Origin of the sequence: Paenibacillus sp. MER TA 81-3, assembly GCF_023713585.1 — a bacterium.
GTDB lineage: Bacteria > Bacillota > Bacilli > Paenibacillales > Paenibacillaceae > Paenibacillus_B > Paenibacillus_B profundus.
This window is the reverse complement of record NZ_JAMAWB010000002.1, coordinates 257,832-276,532: the sequence shown is the minus strand read 5'-3', so window position 1 is coordinate 276,532 and position 18,701 is coordinate 257,832. Positions and strand designations below refer to the sequence as shown.

Annotated in this window: 20 protein-coding genes and 3 pseudogenes; 19 read left to right on the top strand and 4 right to left on the bottom strand. The window is 46.6% G+C overall.

What is annotated here, in order from left to right; genetic code table 11:
* The first annotated feature begins 16 nt into the window (after nt 1–16).
* The 3 genes from M3650_RS03555 (at nt 17) to M3650_RS03545 (ending at nt 3,159) form a co-directional block, all read left to right on the top strand.
* On the top strand, nt 17–565 hold the full coding sequence (locus tag M3650_RS03555) for an RNA 2'-phosphotransferase (RefSeq protein WP_251572746.1): 549 nt from the start codon (nt 17–19) through the stop codon (nt 563–565).
* Between the two features lie 192 nt (nt 566–757).
* Entirely contained in the window at nt 758–1,585 is an 828-nt protein-coding gene (locus M3650_RS03550; RefSeq protein ID WP_251572426.1) for a helix-turn-helix transcriptional regulator, read from the top strand.
* Between the two features lie 269 nt (nt 1,586–1,854).
* Nucleotides 1,855–3,159: an NtaA/DmoA family FMN-dependent monooxygenase gene (locus tag M3650_RS03545; protein WP_251572424.1), complete on the top strand. Its 1,305-nt coding sequence runs from the start codon at nt 1,855–1,857 to the stop codon at nt 3,157–3,159.
* Nucleotides 3,160–3,811: 652 nt separating this feature from the next.
* Here the strand turns inward: M3650_RS03545 and M3650_RS03540 are convergent.
* Nucleotides 3,812–4,222 (bottom strand): VOC family protein, encoded by a 411-nt coding sequence (locus M3650_RS03540; RefSeq protein ID WP_019418919.1) that lies wholly within the window; start codon nt 4,220–4,222, stop codon nt 3,812–3,814.
* A gap of 379 nt (nt 4,223–4,601) precedes the next feature.
* Between M3650_RS03540 and M3650_RS03535 the strand changes: the two genes are divergently transcribed.
* The 12 genes and pseudogenes from M3650_RS03535 (at nt 4,602) to M3650_RS03480 (ending at nt 13,110) form a co-directional block, all read left to right on the top strand.
* Nucleotides 4,602–5,210 carry a hypothetical protein gene (locus M3650_RS03535; RefSeq protein ID WP_251572422.1) on the top strand — a complete coding sequence of 203 codons (609 nt, stop codon included), beginning with the start codon at nt 4,602–4,604 and terminating at the stop codon, nt 5,208–5,210.
* Between the two features lie 2 nt (nt 5,211–5,212).
* A pseudogene (locus tag M3650_RS03530) lies at nt 5,213–5,659 on the top strand (hypothetical protein); the annotation flags it as partial.
* A 219-nt stretch (nt 5,660–5,878) separates the two neighbouring features.
* A complete protein-coding gene (gene tnpA / locus M3650_RS03525; protein WP_251572418.1) occupies nt 5,879–6,277 on the top strand; it encodes an IS200/IS605 family transposase in 399 nt (132 codons plus the stop codon).
* A gap of 4 nt (nt 6,278–6,281) precedes the next feature.
* The gene (locus M3650_RS03520) at nt 6,282–7,337 is read left to right on the top strand and encodes an RNA-guided endonuclease InsQ/TnpB family protein (RefSeq protein ID WP_251572416.1); all 1,056 of its coding nucleotides are present in this window, start codon (nt 6,282–6,284) and stop codon (nt 7,335–7,337) included.
* A 136-nt stretch (nt 7,338–7,473) separates the two neighbouring features.
* Nucleotides 7,474–7,683 (top strand): annotated as a pseudogene (locus tag M3650_RS03515) (SMI1/KNR4 family protein); the annotation flags it as partial.
* A gap of 104 nt (nt 7,684–7,787) precedes the next feature.
* Nucleotides 7,788–8,012, top strand: a complete 225-nt coding sequence (locus M3650_RS03510; RefSeq protein ID WP_251572414.1) for a hypothetical protein — start codon at nt 7,788–7,790, stop codon at nt 8,010–8,012.
* A gap of 247 nt (nt 8,013–8,259) precedes the next feature.
* Nucleotides 8,260–8,493, top strand: coding sequence for a hypothetical protein (locus M3650_RS03505; protein WP_251572412.1), 234 nt, complete (start codon nt 8,260–8,262; stop codon nt 8,491–8,493).
* Nucleotides 8,494–8,561: 68 nt separating this feature from the next.
* Nucleotides 8,562–11,000 (top strand): penicillin acylase family protein, encoded by a 2,439-nt coding sequence (locus M3650_RS03500; protein ID WP_483311722.1) that lies wholly within the window; start codon nt 8,562–8,564, stop codon nt 10,998–11,000.
* Nucleotides 11,001–11,524: 524 nt separating this feature from the next.
* A pseudogene (locus M3650_RS03495) lies at nt 11,525–12,114 on the top strand (ABC transporter ATP-binding protein); the annotation flags it as partial.
* Nucleotides 12,015–12,428 (top strand): MFS transporter, encoded by a 414-nt coding sequence (locus M3650_RS03490; RefSeq protein WP_251572406.1) that lies wholly within the window; start codon nt 12,015–12,017, stop codon nt 12,426–12,428. The pseudogene M3650_RS03495 and the gene M3650_RS03490, both read left to right, overlap by 100 nt.
* Entirely contained in the window at nt 12,362–12,712 is a 351-nt protein-coding gene (locus tag M3650_RS03485; protein WP_251572774.1) for an MFS transporter, read from the top strand. The genes M3650_RS03490 and M3650_RS03485 overlap by 67 nt, the downstream gene beginning before the upstream one ends.
* A gap of 74 nt (nt 12,713–12,786) precedes the next feature.
* Complete coding sequence (locus M3650_RS03480) at nt 12,787–13,110, top strand: MFS transporter (RefSeq protein ID WP_251572404.1); 324 nt, start codon at nt 12,787–12,789, stop codon at nt 13,108–13,110.
* Between the two features lie 244 nt (nt 13,111–13,354).
* Here M3650_RS03480 and M3650_RS03475 read toward each other — a convergent pair whose 3' ends face one another.
* Nucleotides 13,355–14,572: a cytochrome P450 family protein gene (locus tag M3650_RS03475; RefSeq protein WP_251572402.1), complete on the bottom strand. Its 1,218-nt coding sequence runs from the start codon at nt 14,570–14,572 to the stop codon at nt 13,355–13,357.
* A gap of 148 nt (nt 14,573–14,720) precedes the next feature.
* Here M3650_RS03475 and M3650_RS03470 point away from each other — a divergent pair, with 148 nt between their 5' ends.
* From M3650_RS03470 to M3650_RS03455, 4 genes are all read left to right on the top strand, one after another.
* A complete protein-coding gene (locus tag M3650_RS03470; protein WP_251572400.1) occupies nt 14,721–14,966 on the top strand; it encodes a hypothetical protein in 246 nt (81 codons plus the stop codon).
* Between the two features lie 221 nt (nt 14,967–15,187).
* Entirely contained in the window at nt 15,188–15,496 is a 309-nt protein-coding gene (locus M3650_RS03465; RefSeq protein ID WP_251572398.1) for a hypothetical protein, read from the top strand.
* A gap of 343 nt (nt 15,497–15,839) precedes the next feature.
* Entirely contained in the window at nt 15,840–16,421 is a 582-nt protein-coding gene (locus M3650_RS03460) for a hypothetical protein (RefSeq protein ID WP_019419865.1), read from the top strand.
* Between the two features lie 39 nt (nt 16,422–16,460).
* The gene (locus M3650_RS03455) at nt 16,461–17,075 is read left to right on the top strand and encodes a hypothetical protein (RefSeq protein WP_251572396.1); all 615 of its coding nucleotides are present in this window, start codon (nt 16,461–16,463) and stop codon (nt 17,073–17,075) included.
* Nucleotides 17,076–17,167: 92 nt separating this feature from the next.
* Here M3650_RS03455 and M3650_RS03450 read toward each other — a convergent pair whose 3' ends face one another.
* Nucleotides 17,168–17,752 (bottom strand): RNA polymerase sigma factor, encoded by a 585-nt coding sequence (locus M3650_RS03450; protein ID WP_019419863.1) that lies wholly within the window; start codon nt 17,750–17,752, stop codon nt 17,168–17,170.
* A 478-nt stretch (nt 17,753–18,230) separates the two neighbouring features.
* Nucleotides 18,231–18,587, bottom strand: coding sequence for a hypothetical protein (locus M3650_RS03445; protein WP_251572394.1), 357 nt, complete (start codon nt 18,585–18,587; stop codon nt 18,231–18,233).
* Between the last annotated feature and the right edge of the window lie 114 nt (nt 18,588–18,701).

The following is an 18,701-nucleotide window of genomic DNA, read 5'->3' as shown; positions in this document are numbered from 1 at the left end:
GAAAGGTGGGGATTTTATGCTGTCAAGAAAAGAAGAACAGAGCCTAAGCAAGTTTATGAGCAAAATACTTCGTCACACCCCTCACGAATTCGGCTTATCCTTAGATCATCACGGATATTGCAGGATTGAAGATTTGCTCCATGCGATCCGAAGTGAACAGAGATGGATCAGCGTGGAACAAGAGGATATTAAATTAGTCGTGAACCATTGCGATAAACAACGTTACGAGATTAGGGGCGAACATATTCGCGCTAAATACGGTCATAGCTCTGAGCGTTTGAACTATAAAGCTTTGCAGCCTCCCGAAGTTCTATATCATGGGACGAATAGTAAAGCAGCGGACCGTATATTTACCGAAGGGATCAAACCTATGGGCAGAAAGTATGTTCATTTATCAGAAAAGCTGGACTTCGCTATCATTGCCGGTAAAAGAAGAGGCGAGTTAGTGATCATTCAGGTTGATACGAGCAAAGCGTTGTTGGATGGAGTCGAATTTTATTTTGCTGAAAATGGGGTGTGGTTAGCTGATTATGTAGCGCCCCAATATTTGGCGTTATATGAGTAGTTATTCACTTCACTCCATTCTCCCTATCATTCAGAATGGGAGGGTGAACGGAAACGCCGACAGATTTCAGCCTTTGATGTTCAAGAAAAATGAAGAATTAGACTGAGATAGCGGCGAGGCTGACACCCCGAGGAATAGATGTATCGTTTGGCATTATTGAAAGTAACCCAGATAGGAAGCAGGTGTAGTACAATGATAGATTTGGATAAATTAGCCGAGATATTTGCTAGTGGTTCCTGTGATATAGAAGGTGCCTACCGTTTAGTCATCCAGCCGAAAAGTATATTGCGTGACTTTAGGACCGTAAAGCATGGATTTCTTTTTATCATTCGTGGAGAAGCTAAAATGTGTGTGAACGGAACTGCCTACGAATTACTTCCAGGATCAGTATTTCATGCGGCTCCAGGCATGCAACTGGACTCCCAAGTTATAGGACAATCAGAGTTCGAGTACTATTCACTTTTTTATCGATTGGACAAGTTAGGTGATGAAAATAGAGGTCATGAATGCGACGCTCATTTCAAGCTTGAACCGGGAGCAAATCCGAGAGTGATAGAATTACTGATCATGCTCCATCAGAATGCCCATACACTTGGAGGGATTGGGAAACTTCGTGTCAAGGAATTATTCTTAAGCATCGTGCATCAAGTTCTGGTGGGTTGCAGGTATCGGGAGAGTGGCAGTTTTCCAAGTAAAAGGGTGATAGAGGAGGCCATTGCATACATTAACGGGCATTATATGAATCCGTTGACACTCGACGAGTTAGCTGAGTTGCATGCAATGAGTCCCAAACGCTTCTCATACTTCTTTCACAAATATACGGGGTTCCGTCCCATCGACTATGTCATTAATTATCGTATGGAAAGAGCGAGTGAATTACTTAAAGCAGGCCATTTTCCCATCCGCGATATTGCTGTCAGTGTCGGTTATGCCAATCAGCTATATTTCAGTAGAGTATTTAAAAAGAAATTCGGTGTGTCTCCCTCCGCATACACACATAAAATAGATAATCATAAATAACCACACAGCAAGCCTGGATTAGATAATCATACATATAGCATTCGCGATTTGTGTATTTTCATTTTTTTTAGTCCTTGCTACACTTATATTGATAATGAGAATCATTACTAATATTTCTGGGGTTGCATTATGATCACTGGGGCGTTTGATGCCGTGGAGAGGCGTAAGTCTTTGATGACCAATCGGTCTGTTTCGTCTTTTTGAACATGCACGGATCGGAGTATCTCCTAGGCGCAAAATTATTATTATATATAGGGAGGCTGGTAGAATTGACTACAAATAGACAATTATGTATTGGATTATCCTTATCCGCAACTTGGATGAAAGGAGTCGGCTGGCGGCACCCAGACAGCAATGTGGAAAAAATGGAGTCAATTGACTATTACATTGATTTGGCAAAAATGGCGGAGAAGGCAAAGCTCGATTTTCTTTTCAAGGCGGATTATCTTTATGTTAGCCCGCAGATGCTGGGCGATTCCGCTAATTTTGGCAGCCCAGACCCTACAATGATGTTTGCGGCGATTGCTCGTGAAACCGAGCGGATTGGACTGGTTACAACTGTCTCCACTACTTTTAATCCACCATATGTTGTGGCAAGGCAGCTTCAGTCGTTGCATTGGCTCAGCAACGGACGTGCTGGCTGGAATATCGTAACTTCAATAGAAGGCGCAGAAAATTTCGGTGATTCACCTATGCCTTCACCGCAAGAAAGATATGCGAAAGCAATGGAATTTACGGATGTCGTACGCAAGCTATGGGATAGCTTCCCGAATGAAGCAATTGTGATTGACCGTGAGTCAGGCATCTTTTCTGATACGGATAAGGTTTCCTCCATTAATCATTCAGGTGAGTTTTTCAGTGTCCGGGGACCGCTTACTTTACCTGCCCATAAATCGGGATCCATCCCGTTATTTCAAGCAGGCGCTTCAGATATAGGACGAAATTTCGCCTCTTCAGTAGCGGATGCTATTTTTGCAGCGATGCCGGACCTTGAGTCGGGAGTGGAATTACGAAATGATCTGAGAAGAAGGGCCAAGGAACATGGACGCAATCCGGACGCAATCAGAGTTTTGCCTGGATTATATTTTTTCTTGGCTGAAACTCGCGAGGAAGCGCATGAATTACATAAGGCTGCACACGCACATTTGAGTGTGGAGCGCAGACATGCATCGCTCCAATCAGTGCTGGGCCTTGATTTAAGCAGCTTTGCTTTGGATCATCGCGTAACTGCCGATATGCTCCCCGATCCGAATCAGCCAGTCCGCAGTCGGACACATGCTGAGCTGTTGCGCCGATATATTACAAACTATCAGCCTACAGTAGAAGAGGTATTGGCAAGGCCGGAGGTCGTCGGATCTGCTCACTGGGTTTCTGTTGGAACGGTTGAGGACGTGTCGAACGATATTATTGAGCGATTTGAGGCTGGAGCGATTGACGGTTTTATAGCTCTTCCAGGCGGCTCAGAACAATCGATGGAAATATTTTTTGAAAAACTGATGCCGCAGCTGGTTGAAAGAGGATTGTTCAGAAGCGAATATGCAGGCTCGACTTTGAGTGCACATTTGGGTATTTAACATCTGATACTTATTAAAACATAGGACAGCCCTTCTAAGCTGAAAGCCTGGAGGGGCTGCCCAGTTTGTTTAAATAGGAAGCCGATGTTATCACCATAAAATTGTTGATTCGATGATGCCGCAATTAGATAATTATACATATAGTATTCGTGATTTGTGTATTTGCATTTGTTTCAGTCCTTGCCACCCTATATAATGCCAAGTTAATCGATTATGGGGTAGGTCAGAGGCTCTGGTATGTTGTACTACCGTCGTCAGCCGACGCTCCATACGAGATTGAGGCAATTAACGGCGAAGGGACGAAAGTTGCCAGCAGATCGTTTGATGATTCGCGCGATCTTGCCAGTGTTCTCATGTCTAAGTAGCAGGGCGGCATTAAACGAACGAAGAACGATAACTCAATGAAACAGCGGTAGTCTAGGACTTTATTTTCCCATCCAAGGCTGCCGCTGTTTCTATTATTGTGGTTAGTCTAATACTTATTTTACGAAGACTTGCTGCTGGATGATTTCCAGGTAAGGGGCCTGCGAACTGCAAAGCTCAAAATTCCGGGAATTAGGGTTCATAAAGAAATGTTCCTGCTTCAGCAAAAAAGCCAACGGAAACGCCAACCGTTGGCTGCGGATTTTTGATCATGATTACGTGCTGACCGTCAGCCCTTCGCTAGGCTCAATTGCCATGTCACCCCGAATTTATCTGCAACCCAGCCAAACTTCTCACTAAATGGATAAGCGCCCAAAGGCATCAATACAGAGCCATCTTGAGATAGCTTCCCAAATACCCTGTCAATCTCTTCTTCCGTATCGCATGTTACATACAATGAGATTGCCGGAGTAAATGTGAAGTCATGCTTGACGCTGCTATCGATGCACATGAACACTTGTCCATGCAACGAAAATGCGGCATGCAGCACGCTCCCCTCGGCACCGGGTTCGTTCGCTCCATAACGCTGAATGCTGATGATCTCCGATTGGTCGAATAAAGAAACGTAAAAATTCATTGCCTCCTCAGCCTGTCCATCGAACATCAAAAACGTAGTGATTTTTTGATCTATAGTACCCATTTCACACCAGCTCCTTTTATTAAAATGCAGACGGGGTTAACGACGAAACATATGTTCTTGTTCGAATTATCTGTGAGCGGAAACGGATTGTCAACGGTTATTATTTTCTCTTTACACATAAAAATATTCCATTTGATGTGCAAAAGGAGCAAACAATCATACAAAATGAATGAGCACTCGTGGCAATGAATCATAGATGTAACCCGATTGTTTTGCGATAGGGGCTCCATTTATGAATAATGCGGCTAAAAAGGGCGCCTGAATTGGGGGAAAGGCCTATTATATTATATGTCGGCGCTTCTATTGTTTTATTACCGGGGCTTAAATATACTTTTGTTAGTGATACATAAGGTTACCGTTCCGGAGGAGGAGACACAGCATGGGACGTTTCGAAGATGAACCGGGATACAAATACGCATTCAGCTCCGTTCTTTATCGCAGAGAGCAGGTCGCGGTGAAATGCGCAAGGTGCGGCGGACTGGCCTATATCTTTAAGGGAGAGCATGCGAACGAGGTGAAGTGCACCACATGCTTTTACCACGAGAAGGAGCCTGAATCCTACCGATATTCGGCCAGCGGAGTGTGCGAAGCCTGCGAGAGATGGTTTAACGAGGACATGACGGACAAGAAGCAGCTTACGCAAAAGGTCATCCATATCCGTTGTCCCCATTGCTCTGCCATGAATCAGGTTCCGCTGCGCAGAACCTTGAAATATGCGGGTTGTTACAGCGATATCCGGCACGAACGCGACCCCGTATTTAACTTGGAGCTTTACTATCTCGATTACTTCCGGGGAAAACCGGTGTGGGCCGTGAACCGGGCTCATCTGAATTATCTCATCGCCTACATATCGGCGGATCTGCGCGAGAAGCCGGGAAACGGCATGAAGCGAACGGCTTCGCATACGCTGCCTAGATATATGAAGGAAGCCAAAAACAGAGAAGCGATGGTCAAGACGCTGCGCAGGCTGCAGCTTAAGGATGAATGACTGCCGGACCTTCGAAATTTTATGTTTTTTATTACGGTGAATTGATGGACGATCTGATTGCTATGACCGAGTTCGCACCTTAGCTGATTGTTGCAGAGGATGCTGTCACAGGCAAACGCTACGTTCTGTTCGACGGCTGTAAGCACGGGTACGATGCCATGCTGTGCGATACCTATTCAGATGAACAACAGAACAACCGGACGCCGCTGCTGCCGTATGTTGATGCTGATGGTGAAGATACGTTCGAGATTCGCTTAACCGTGTTTTATAATGCCGATTGGGATGAGGAATTCTCATCCGATGTGGACGAGCAGGGACAGATTGAACTGATTAGCGGGGAACGCTGTGATTTTGAGGAAGCAAATCGAAACGGTTTTGATGCGCTGAGCATTACCGTTGTGAATACACGGGGGCTGAAGACGGAAATAGCCCAAGAAGAACTGGCCTGATGGATATGCAGCGGAACAGTCAAAGCAAACGGAAGGAAAGCTTGTCATCACGTTTGCTGAAGAGAGGCTTGAATATTACAGAAATTAGCTAAGAAAGCCCTTGCCTTTAGGCTTGGGATGAATTGGCGTAGGACAAGGGCTGTCTTTAGACAGCTTAATTGTCCTACAGTTTTCCATGTTTTAGTTGCAGTCTTGTATTTAAACTAATACAATCGGTGTATGGGACAAGAATATAGAAGAACGACAACAACCGTTTCGCTCATCAATTATCATTTTGTGTTTTGTCCGCGATACCGTCGAAAAGTATTAGTCAAACATATAGAAGCACGATTTAAAGAGCTTGTGCAAGAGCTTTGTGTAGCCAACGATTGGCTCATTGTTACACTGGAAGTGATGCCTGATCATGTACATCTATTCTTAAATGTGCTACCGACCGATTCTCCAGCCGACGTTATGGCGAAGTTGAAAGGAGCGACGTCGCGAGACTTGCGCAAAGAATTTCCGCACTTGACGCACCTGCCAAGTCTCTGGACACGTTCCTATTTTGTCAGCACGGCAGGTAACGTATCAAGTGAAACGATCAAACGTTATGTCGAAGAGCAAAAGAAAAGGGGGTGAAACCATGCAAACCGTAACGGTTCAAATTCGTCTATTCCCCCGTGATCCCGCCATTATGAAAGAGATGGGAAATGAATATATCCATACGGTCAATCACTTAACCGAACAAGCAGAAGCATCGGGCGCATTTCCAAAGGTGACATCCAAGGATGTCGAGGCCAATCTTCCTTCCGCAGTAAGGAACCAAGCCATTAGAGATGCGCGAAGCATCCATAACAAGACGAAAAAGCAAGGGAAACGCCCGATTCTAAAGCGTAGAGCCTACTACGTGAACAATCAAAACTATTCGTTTGGCGACAGTAACGTTTCATTTCCTGTCATGATGAACGGAAAGGTACAGCGGCTCACGGTTTCTGTTCGCATAACCGAACGGGAGCAACGTCTCCTATTCAGCAATAAACTCGGGCTATTGCGAGTCGTCGAAAAGTCAGGTAAGTGGTACGTGCACATAGCTGTTGAAATACCAACAGAACAACTAACGAGCGGCGCAACGATGGGGATTGACTTGGGATTAAAAGTCCCCGCCGTCGTTGTCACCTCAACAGGTAAAACTCAGTTTGTCGGCAACGGCAGGCAGAACAGGTACATGCGTCGCAAGTTTCAAGCGCGCCGAAGAAAGATGGGTAAGCTTAAAAAGCTGTCGGCGATTCGCAAGCAACAGAACAAGGAACATCGCTACATGAAAGATCAAAACCACAAGATCAGCCGGAAGATCGTGAACATGGCGATAGAAGAACAAGTATCGGTCATCAAGATCAAGAAACTAACGAATATTCGCCAAACGACAAGAACAAGTCGTAAAAACGCTAAAAATCTGCATAACTGGTCGTTCTATCAACTGCAAATGTTTATTGCGTATAAAGCGGCATTGGCGGGAACCAAAGTCCTCGAAGTGAATCCTGCGTACACTTCGCAAACATGCCCGGCGTGTAGTAAACGCAATAAAGCCGATGACCGAACGTATCAGTGTTTATGCGGGTTTCACACGCATCGCGACAGAGTTGGTGCGATTAACATCATGCGTCAACCTGGGGCAGATGGTAATAGTCTGTCAGCCTAAGATGCTAGATGCACTGTCTTAGGACGGGCTGATGGCACAGCCCTAAACTTAGCAGTTTTCCAAACCAGAAATGGACTGAGGAAGCACCAACTAGCTAAGAATCCCACGGCTTTAGCCGTGTGGAGTGTCAATAGGAATCAGTAACTTCGGTTGTGGCGTTTCGATCCATCTGGTAGTGCATGGAGAATCTTATGGCGAAATCTGGGTTGATGATCGCGCTAACGATGGCGGCATATACCCGGACGAGTACTTCGGAAATACGAATCGGCTGCATTTTCTGGACTGGTATGAATTGTGGCTCGATTTGTCGTTGAAGGAACTAGCCGAGTCAGCACCTTCGGGATAGGGACTCTGGTTTTGACAGTCATGTTGACAGCGGTGTTCGTTTTATCTACCATAACAATATGAGTTTTAATGATAATAATTCTCAATTGGATGGGCGGATGATGGATGAGAGACAGTGGATCTGGAGATTTTTCTGCATATGACGTCAATTACCCATTAGTCGCAGGGTTTCATGAGACGTTCCATGCGCCTCTGGAAGCGGGCGAATTGCAGTTCGACATCCCCGGGCCTGTGGGAACAGGGAGATGCAAACGGATTCGTATCAACGACGCTGTGGAGATGCATTGTAATGATATGACTTTGAATGAAATACGAAAATTGAAGGCATGACGGCGGGGCCCGTCTATTCGATGGTCCTCTGCTTGGCCGACAATATGAACTGGGAGGTACAGGGCAGGCGGCCGGATTATCATATTCAGACTGGGGAATGCCCGCTCAATCCAACTAAAATATCAACTAGTGATAATGGTTCTCACTGGTTGATATTTTTATTTTATGGGAAAGAAGTCATTTTCGATGAAACACACTTCATTGCGCTCCATGCTCTTCATATTGCTTGTCATTATGTTCACCCTGAATGCATGCGGCAGCACTCCATCAAGCTCTAATCAGAACGTATCTTCCAGTTCGGGGCAAGGAGCGGACCCCCCAAGGATACTTTGTATACAGTGATAAGACGGTAAGCACGTACTACGCTGATTTGGGCTTTGCGACAAACCCGGAAGTGAATCTCGATCAGGAGGTAAGCCTGGAGGGATTGAGCAAGATTGACGCTGATTTTATTTTCTTGGGCGAGGCTCCGCTCGCATAAACCTTGATAAGGTTAATATGTATAAATATACTAATTAAACGTCATGCAAATCCATTATAAGGAGGGTTATGATGAGTGCGACAGGCACGAACTCGGCCATAGAGCCGGTGTCAAAGAAGAAAAGAGGCGGATGGCGCGTCGTATGGATAACGGCGCTTATTCTCGCGCTATTGCTCGGCAGCGTAAGCGGTATAGCCTATTGGATTGCGCGGAACAGTCTTCCGCTCATTCAAGGAAAGCTGGAGTTGGAGGGACTGCAGCAGCCGGTTTCGGTCTGGCGCGATGTGAACGGTGTGCCGCACATTGAGGCCAGGAATGAGCATGATTTGTATTTGGCGCAAGGGTATGTGACAGCCCAAGACCGGCTGTTTCAAATGGATATGATGAGACGTTTAGGTTCGGGACAGCTTAGTGAGATCATGGGGGAACAAACTTTGGAACGCGATAAGATTTTCCGGGCGTTCAGTCTGCGGCGGGCGGCAGAAGCTTCACTGGAGGTTTATTCCGCCGATGCAAAGAATGTGCTGGAATGGTATGCCCAAGGTGTCAATCAGTATATTCACCAAGCGCAGGCTTCGGGATCGCTTCCGGTCGAGTTTCGCCTGTTGGGCTACAAGCCAGCCGATTGGGAGCCGATTGATTCGCTGGTGATTGGCAAAAATATGGCCTATGATCTGGGAGGACATTGGACAGGGCAGGCATTCCGTTACCAGCTTGCCCAGCGGGTGTCGCCGGAGATGGCGTTGGAGTTGTTCCCCACGTACCCCGAAGGGGGAGCGTTGATCATTCAGGCGCTGAAGGATCATCCCATAGACCTCAAAGCGATGCTTGCGGCAGCCGTAATCCCCGATCCGCTCAACGGCAGCAATAACTGGGTCGTTTCCGGAAAAAAATCAGCCTCTGGAAAGCCCATGCTCGCAAACGATCCTCATCTGCAACTGGGCACGCCGTCCATTTGGTATGAAACGCATCTTCAAGCGGCAGAGCTGAATGTAAGCGGCGTTGTTTTCGCAGGCATTCCGGGCATTATTCTCGGGCACAATCAGCATCTGGCTTGGGGCGTCACGAATTTGAACCCGGATGTGCAGGATCTGTACATCGAGAAGCGAAACCCGGATAATTCTAATGAGTTTGAATATATGGGCAAGTGGGAGCCAGCGAATCTCTATGACGAAGAAATAAAGGTAAAGGGCAAGCCTGCGGTTACTTATCAGGTAGCCGTAACAAGGCATGGTCCGATCATTTCCGAATTTGCTCAGGACAATCAACAAGATCTGGCGCTTGCGTTGCGATGGACCGCGTTGGAGCCTACCAAGGAGCTCGAAGCGTTTCAGAGGTTTGGCAAAACACGCAATTGGGAGGAATTTAAAGAAGCGCTCACTTATTTTGATGCCCCTGCGCAAAACTTTGTCTTGGCCTCGAATGACGGGACCATTGCTTACCGGGCGAACGGTAAAATCCCCATCCGCAAGAAAGGGAGCAGCCAGGTCCCCGTTCCGGGGTGGACTGACGAATATGAGTGGACCGGATACATTCCATGGGAAGAACTGCCGACCACCGTTAATCCGCCCACAGGATATATCGCGACCGCCAATAACAAGGTTGTTGATGACAGCTACCCTTATCACATCACGAACACATGGTCGGAGCCGTACCGGGAAGCCCGTATTCAGCAGGTGCTGGAAACCAAGGAGCTCTTGCAGGCGGAAGATCTCCAGAAGCTTCAATTCGACCGTCACAATCTGCTGGCGGAGGAATTCCTGGAAGGACTGTTAGCAGAGCTTCGGAATAATGCATCCCTCCGTTCGATTGACCAAGAAGCCGCGGAGCTGCTTCAGGCTTGGAACAAGGAGGATGATGCGGAGCAGGGAGCGCCGCTCATTTTTACTTTCTGGATGAGACAGCTTGAAGAAGTCATATTTAAACCTGAAGTGACCGATGATTTAATGAAATTATTTGAAAACAGGGAGAGTGTACGGAATGGCCTGCTTCGCAAGGCGCTTGCCGGAACTCCGACGCTGTGGATTGATGGAAAAGGCGGCATCGAAAAGATAGCGCTGCGCTCTTTCCAACTTGCCGTGGATCAAGCAGTTTCCCTGCAGGGCCGAGATCCGGAAAAGTGGAGATGGGGCCGTTTTCACCAAGTTAAATTCGCCCATCCGCTAGGCGCAATTAAGCCGCTTGACCTTTTGTTCAATGCCAAGGCTGTCGGCATGGGGGGCAGCAAAGTCACGGTCGGCATGGCGGGGTGGGATGAGAACACGGGGGACATGAATCTAGGAGGCGCTTGGCGTACCGTTATCGATCTCGCCGATCCGCTAAAGTCGTTCAATGTCGTGGGGCCCGGACAATCGGGGCAACTGCTGAGCCCCTGGTATCACGACCAAGTTGACGCTTGGACAACAGGCAAGTATCACGAGACTAGCATGGATCCGGGCGCTTACCGGGCAGCGGGACATCACTTGGAACTGGTTCCAGCCGCGGTAACCATTGAAAATACAAGATGAGCATCGCCTTCTGCCGCATCACCTATAAAGGGACGATGAAAAGATTATGTATGGTAAGCAAAGTTGGGATTGGTCAACTGGATATGAAAACTATGGCGCAAGACGATTGTCAATAATGCGGAAACCCTTCGAACATGTGAAATGTTTGGAGGGTTGTTTTTATTTTCGCTCCTTCCATAGGGAAAAAAACTTCCTCTGCAGGTAGCATGAAACTTCGTTGATAATGATAATCATTATTGATAAAATCCGCAACCAGACTAAAAATCAGGCAATACGGAACCAACCCTATGTGAGGAGTTTATTCATGAAAAAAGCATGCTGTAAAAACTTTTCTATTATCAGCAATCATGACGCCTTTGCTATCCTCAGCTTGCGCACAATCGGCCCAAGCAGAGGGGACAGAACCAATCGACTCGGCAGCAGCTGCTGACCATGTATGGAAGACAGAAGCTGAACCAGAAAAGGTTATAGCCGTTGGTCAAACAACGGCAGAACTTCTCGTAGAATTCGGCTTGGAGGATAAAGTGGTTGGACAATGCAATGACTTGAGCTTTGATTTCACGGTACATGAGATGGTGATGATGGGCAGAACGCCCCATAAGCATGCCATGGAAGCCGACTACAAGGAAGATTATGAATTCGTGCATGCCGCGCTTGAAAAAGTGGATATGCTCGCTATGCAGACAGGAGCTACTTAACCCTGTCCGGCGGCGAAAAACAAAGGGTCATACTGGTGCGGGCAATTGCGCAGCAGCCCAAATTTTTAATTTTAGATGAGCCAACCAATCACTTGGATATTAAATATCAGCTGCAAATTTTGTCCATTGTCAAAGCTTTAAAAGTGGGCACTCTGGCTGCGCTGCATGATCTATCCCTAGCCGCAACGTATTGCGATATTTTATATGTTGTCAAAGACGGAACGGTGGTGGCAAGCGGAAGCTTCCGACTATTTAGAACAGCCTGCACGCCAGCTTCTCCGAAGCGCAGCTTATTGTCACTGGCTTTTCACTCGGTATGGCCGCGGCGCTTATCCAACCTCAGGTGCTGTCCACGATGCAGGTCAGCTTTCTGCCGCGGGAGAAGGAGCTCGCTTTCGGCTTTTACGGCGCAATGATCGGGTTCGGATTCGCCTTTGGTCTCATCCTCGGAGGAATTCTCGTCACTTGGAATCCGTTCGATCTCGGTTGGCGGACCGTATTCTTTTTCAATGTGCCGTTCGGTATTCTTGTTCTGCTGTTATTGCCGATTATACCCGAGTCACGCGGAGGACGGGCGCAAAGTATCGATTGGGCCGGGACTGTCTTACTGATGAGCGGATTGTTTCTGCTTGTTTATCCGCTATCGGAGGGGCAAAAACAAGGATGGCCGATTTGGACCTGGAGCTGTCTGTTATTAGCTCTTCCGGTTCTGTTTGCTTTTATGCGGTAGAAATTCGGAAACGGAAGCGGGATGCTTCTCCGCTAGTCGACCTGACTATTTTCAAACATCGTTCTTTTGGCGTAGGCATGGCAACAGTTGTGCTGATTTATCTCAGCATGTTCTCCTTCTTCTTCATTTTGAGTTATTATTTGCAATTCGGTTTGCATTATAATGTTCAATATACGAGTCTGATTTTTCTGCCTCTAGGCGCAGGTTTTTTCCTGACTTCCTTGGTATCGTCTCGAATCGTCAGGAAATGGGGGATGGCTGTGCTGAAAACAGGCGCTTGGTAATGGGTGGCTGCAGCCTATTACTCATTGGGTCGCTATATGTTGATGCGATGGATCTGCTGCATGTCCGAAATATATTGATATTATTGATATATGGTCTCGGTCTCGGTATGGTCACTACGCCGCTAGTCAACGTCATTCTCAGCGCAGTGCCTATAAAGGATGCCGGGACGGGTTCGGGCTTGTTCACTACATTTATGTATTTGGCAAATTCGTTAGGGGTGGCCTTGATCGGTATTTTGTTCTCGGCCTCGCTGGGGCAATCTCTTATCGAAGCGGAGCTGCCGGATTATGTAAGGGCGTTTTCCACCTCTTTAATGGCAAGCGGAGGACTGGCTTTGGCAGCATTCGTATGTCTCTGTTTCTTGCCCGACCGCACTAGGCGAATGGTTGGAGAATGATCATGAGAAGGTGGAATTCATGTGGATGCTTGGTTTTATTTAGATAACTCCTTTTGAATTTCATTGCGGATTCTCCTGCGGCGAGTGGGGCATGAAGGCGGTCCCGAACCAGTATAAAGCTCTGGTTCAACAATGTCTGGAGGAATACAGCGGGACCGCAAGCAGCGTAGAGTTGAATCAGCCTAAATTAATCGACCTTTGCCGACTATATGCAAAAGGAAATAAACCGATTGTTAACAGGCGTTCACCCAAATTGAACGGGCAGAGCAGTAAATCCCCTCATAATGTAAGTGGGCTGCCATTCAAGGCGATCGGGCGCGACAGCAAGCTTCATGTTCGGCAATCGTCCGAGCAGCGTGCCAATGGCAATCCGTCCTTCCATGCGGGCGAGGGGCGCTCCCAAGCAATGATGGATTCCCGTTCCGAACGCAATATGGTGGTTGTTGCCGCGCGTGATATCCAATCGCTCCGGATGCTCGAAACATTCGGGATCGCGATTGGCTGACGCAAGCGCGATCAGCACGACATCGCCTTTGGCTAGTGTCTTGCCGCCCCATTCATAGTCTTCTCCAGTCCAGCGGTTGGTCGCAAATTCGACAGGGCCCATGAAGCGGAGCAATTCTTCGATTGCCGAGTCAATTAGGGCAGGCGTGTCTCGAAGCGCTTCCAGCTGGTCCCGGTGCTGCATCAATGCGTACATGCCGTTACCAATCAGATTTACGGTCGTTTCATGCCCGGCTACGATCAACAGAAAGATCATCGATACGAGTTCTTGTTCGGACAGTGTGCTGCCTTCGGATTCCGCTTGCGTGAGCAAAGATAACAAATCTTCCTGCGGATCCAAGCGGCATTTCTTGATCAATGCCTTGATATATGAGGTGAATTGATCGATTTCTGATGTGATTTGTTGATATCTCTCCGGATAATTGAAGGCTGAGACCATGGCGTGAGACCATGTGCGGAACTGATCGCGCTCTTCATTGGGCAGCCCCAACATGTCGCATATGACGATGATAGGGAGAGGATACGCATAATCTCGAATGAGTTCCATGGACCCTTGAGCTTCTACCTTGTCAATGAGCCAATGTGAGATTTCCTGAATACGCGCTCGCATTTTTTCAATCATGCGGGGAGTAAATGCCTTTTGTACCAAGGAACGCAGGCGGGTGTGATCCGGCGGGTCAGAGTTGAGCATGTGACGTAATAGCAGATCCATTCTGCTCGCAGGGACGCCTACTTCTTCGGGCCTTACGAACTGAAACAGATTTTTTTTGAAACGTTCGTTTTTCAGAGCGGCTGCGGCATCTTCGTACCGCGACACGATCCAGGCCGTGTTGCCGTTGGGCATGACCGTTTTGTGAATCGGATCATGGATCCGAAGCTGTTCATACAAGGAGTATGCCTTATCTTTAAAATCAGATGAAAAAGGGTTGACGGAGAGAAACGTGGAATTTTTCGTCATCTGTGCGCCTCCTATTACTCATTGTAAAAGACGATGTATTATATACCTGATATGTAATGATTATTATAGCATGAGAAAACATAGAACTTAGCGCTTCGCCTCCTGAGGTGGAAATGCTTCAGAACTTCTCGGCATGAGGCGCTCAGTTATGATGGACAATGAGGTATTGCTCGAACAGAAGCTGACCCTCTACTTCCAAGCGTTGTTTGCCAGCCTGCATAAGCAGCAAGATTTGATCGTCATGTGTTTCGGCGAAGTTCAACGCAACCCAGCCGTTCGCACACTGAATCGGCTCAGAAGTACGAAGACCATTATTTTTGTTACTCGAGCAGGTAAATGTAAATTCAGTGAATATGATCCGGAAGATTACCTTTTCAAAATAGAGAATCGATAATCATTGGATGGTGCGCATTCATTCATGATAAGCCCAAGAGCTGGCCTTTCCTCACTGCAACGGGCTTTTCTGCTGTGCCTGCCGCCTCATTTGTCTTCCATTTATTTCAATGTGACCGATTGGCTTGGAGATCTACCTAAGTATATGAGCAAGCAAATGGGGAAGGGAGAACCCGCATGTGGACATAGAACGAGAGGTAAGACGGGCGCTGAAAGGCGAACATGAAGTCTTTGTACGTCTTATCCGACCGATGGAGCTTCAACTGCGGGATGGCCAAGTCCATGGTAAGACAGGAGGAAGATTATGCGGATGCGATCCAGGAAACGATGCAGAAAGCCTATAAGTCGCTGCATACGCTGCAGGATATCCCGCAGGCATGCCCAACCATTGGCTGTACAAGGAAATACCGAGTTTGCAATTTACCGTCGTCGATGATCGGGGCATCGTGCTACAGAAACTTATCGACCGCAGGCAGAACGGTTAAGGAGGGCGCATGGTCTAATGAGGATAGCTTTTTTCATATATGTTGAATTCTCCAAGTTCTAGTGGTGCTATAATTAACCTCATTGTTTATAACCTAGTAAATGCGAATGAACGAAAAAAAACGTCAGATTTTGGAGGTTGCATACGTTATATATAGCAAGAAGAGCCGCTTCCTAATAGAGATATTGCGGGCATCTATTAGAATCGGCTCTTTTCGCTCCTTCTTTTACAAAGGTAAACGGCAGCCATGTAACATGGCAACTCCCCATCTTCTTTGTAAAGCAAAGGGAAGCTTACAAAAAAGGAGGTATCAATAGGAGAGAGATTAGGAAGCAAGTAAAGCTGGAAATCTGCAATGATATGAATATTCGTTAAGGTGGTGTAAACATAGTGAAGCGAGTTTCTGTGAAGAAAAATGCGTTAATTGCGTCGGTTGCCGCTTTGCCTATCGCTGCAATGGTATTATCTTCTGTCGTCTCGGCCGCTTATTTCAGCGGTGGGAGAGCCGCGGGGTCGTTCTCTGCCTACTATCATTCGTCCGTCTCTTCTTATGGATATGACAATCATTACGAGACGGCGCGCACCAACTGGAATGGAATTTCTTCGAAGGTAAAGGTATCCAAAACGACAACAACCAGCGGCGACCCCGATCGATATTATGTAGGAACTACGGGCACGAGCACGCTGCTTGGTCAGATCGTCCCTTATAAACTTTCCGGAGGCACTTATGTAGAGGCGTCGCCAAACGACAAATGGGCGTATTCCACGGCTACCATCTATGATAATACGATGAAAAGTTACAAGATGACCCACAGCCAGATCGTGTCCAATGCAACCCATGAAATTGGCCATACGGTAAGCCTCGCCCATAGTCCAAGTTCATCGGGCCCTTCGGTCATGAAACAAGGCATTCAAGACATCGGCCCTCAAACCTATGATAAAAACGAATTAAAAGCAAAGTGGGGCAATTAATACGCTATTCTAATAGTATGAAGGGAGATTGGCGAAATAATGCGACGGAAAATAAACACAGGTTTGTTTGTTGCCGCAGCCGCACTGCTTCTGGTGATGGCATGGGGTAATATAAGCGGCTCAATGCTTGAAGCGACATCAGATTCAGACCCATCCAAAACGATCTCGATTCATGCCAACTTTGTCAATTTTGAGAACGCTGATCAGTTGGATTCCTTTGCGGACTTGATCGTAATTGGTACGGCGGTGCAGCGTTTCGAAGAGCGGAATCCGGTGTCTACTCATTTTGATGACGGCACATTGCAGGATTTCTACACATTAACGGATATCAGCATCGACAAAGTGCTCAAAGGTCCGGAACAAATATGGCAAGAGGATGCGCCATTAACTATTATCGAACCATTGGCCTATTTGGATATCGAAAATGAGAAGACGAAATTGACGCGCGAGAATTACATTGAATTGTACGAAGGCGACAAGAGCGTTATTTTTCTGAAAAAGAACACGTTCGGTCAGTATGCTATCATCAATCAAAACTTGGGCAAGTTCAGTTTGAACGAAACCCCCGAATTTCAAGTGACGGCCGACAATGAAGAGGCAGCGGAGTATGCAATTTTGCGGAAAGACGTGTTTGAAAAATACGGACTGAATTAAATAATGATTTATTGGCGGCGTATTCAAAGCTTCGTTATCCGGGTTTGAATACGTCTATTTTTTATCCGAACGAAGGGATTTCCCTCCTCTGATCATCTTTTCTTACTTCGTCGGCCGTGCTCACCCCATTTTCTTGAAAAATGTTGAAGCAGCTTCTTGCGTGCTCTCGCCAATCGTTGGGTGATAACTTGTTCGGTTACGTGCAGCTCCCGGCTGATTTCCTTATAAGTCTTTTCTTCCAAATAATACATGGTGAGCAGCGTGCGATATTCCGGCTTCAGTTCGTGGAGGGCTTGATGCAGTAACGCGTCGCGTTCTTTGAGCTCGACTTCTTCCGCGACATTCGTGTAGGCGCAATGTGTCCATTCCATCGGATGAGGGGAGCAAAACGCAAACAAGCGGCGGTCTTTTTTGTTTTTTCGCAGCCAATCGAAGGCGGTATTGCGCGCCACTCGCATGATCCAGCTTTTAAGGTTGGTGGAATATTTGGTGGTTGGACCGTATGTAATGATCTTCATGAAAGATTCCTGAATAATATCTTCGGTCAATGGATGATCGCGGACCAGCAAATAAATGTCCTTATATACGAACCGGTGATAGGAACGATAGAGTCTTTGTTGTAATTCACTATCCAGGTCATCAATTCGGCTGCGCAGCAACCAGAACCATTGCTCCATAATACAACCTCTCTTTTCGAAAAAATAAAATTCCAGCCTTCATGCATCAAAATATGTATATAAAGGAAATTACAATAATTATACACTAAATTTAGTTGTTTGTATAAAAAATAGGCGATGTAAATTTGAAGATCGTTTGGAATATTCCGCAAGGATGGAGCTTGGTGGCGCAAATGCCATATGGTGAACCTAACGATCAACCGGGCGAGAGAACATTTTTTCCTTTTGAGGATGTAGTTTTATTAATATCGATATGGAAGCATGGAGTGGAAAAATGAATCAACGAACGAATCGTGAAATTCAAACAATATGTAGAGAGACTATATGCTGAAGAAGCAGAGCATTTCCGTCAGTCAATGGCCGGGAATGCTCTGCTTGTTTTTGGCACTGCGAAAAAGGGAAGAATTAGAGAGGCTTAAAACAAAGAGTTGCTTGTTCCCATAAAGGATTAGAACGGCTCTATTCATGCAGTCTGAACTCAGTTGTAATCCTCTTCATCGTCATCTTCTTCTACTTCATCCCCGTCATCGTTGGAATAGGACTCGTCATCCTCGTCCTCTTTATCGTCATCGTCTCCATCTTCTTGTTCTTCAAGGTTGAACTCAAATTTCTGACCGCTAATCAGTTCCAATTTCAGTTCTTCAACTTCGTCCCAATCTACGGTGGAAATCCAATCATTGTAGGAAGATTCTTTTTCGACATCTATACCGCTGTCAAGCAGGTCCTCGTAGCTGTACTTGGAAGTGCTGCCGTCTTCGTATTCGACATCGATCTCGTCAATTTCATCTAATCCGTACTTGGAGAGCTCAGCCTTGAATCTGTCTAATTTTGACAATCGAATCAATTCCCCTCTGTAAGAAAATAGAAACTACGCAAGTTTCATTCTATAGTATGCTTGCTGTATTTGTATGATTGGGTGAATGAACGACGTTAATCGTGGATGTTGCGC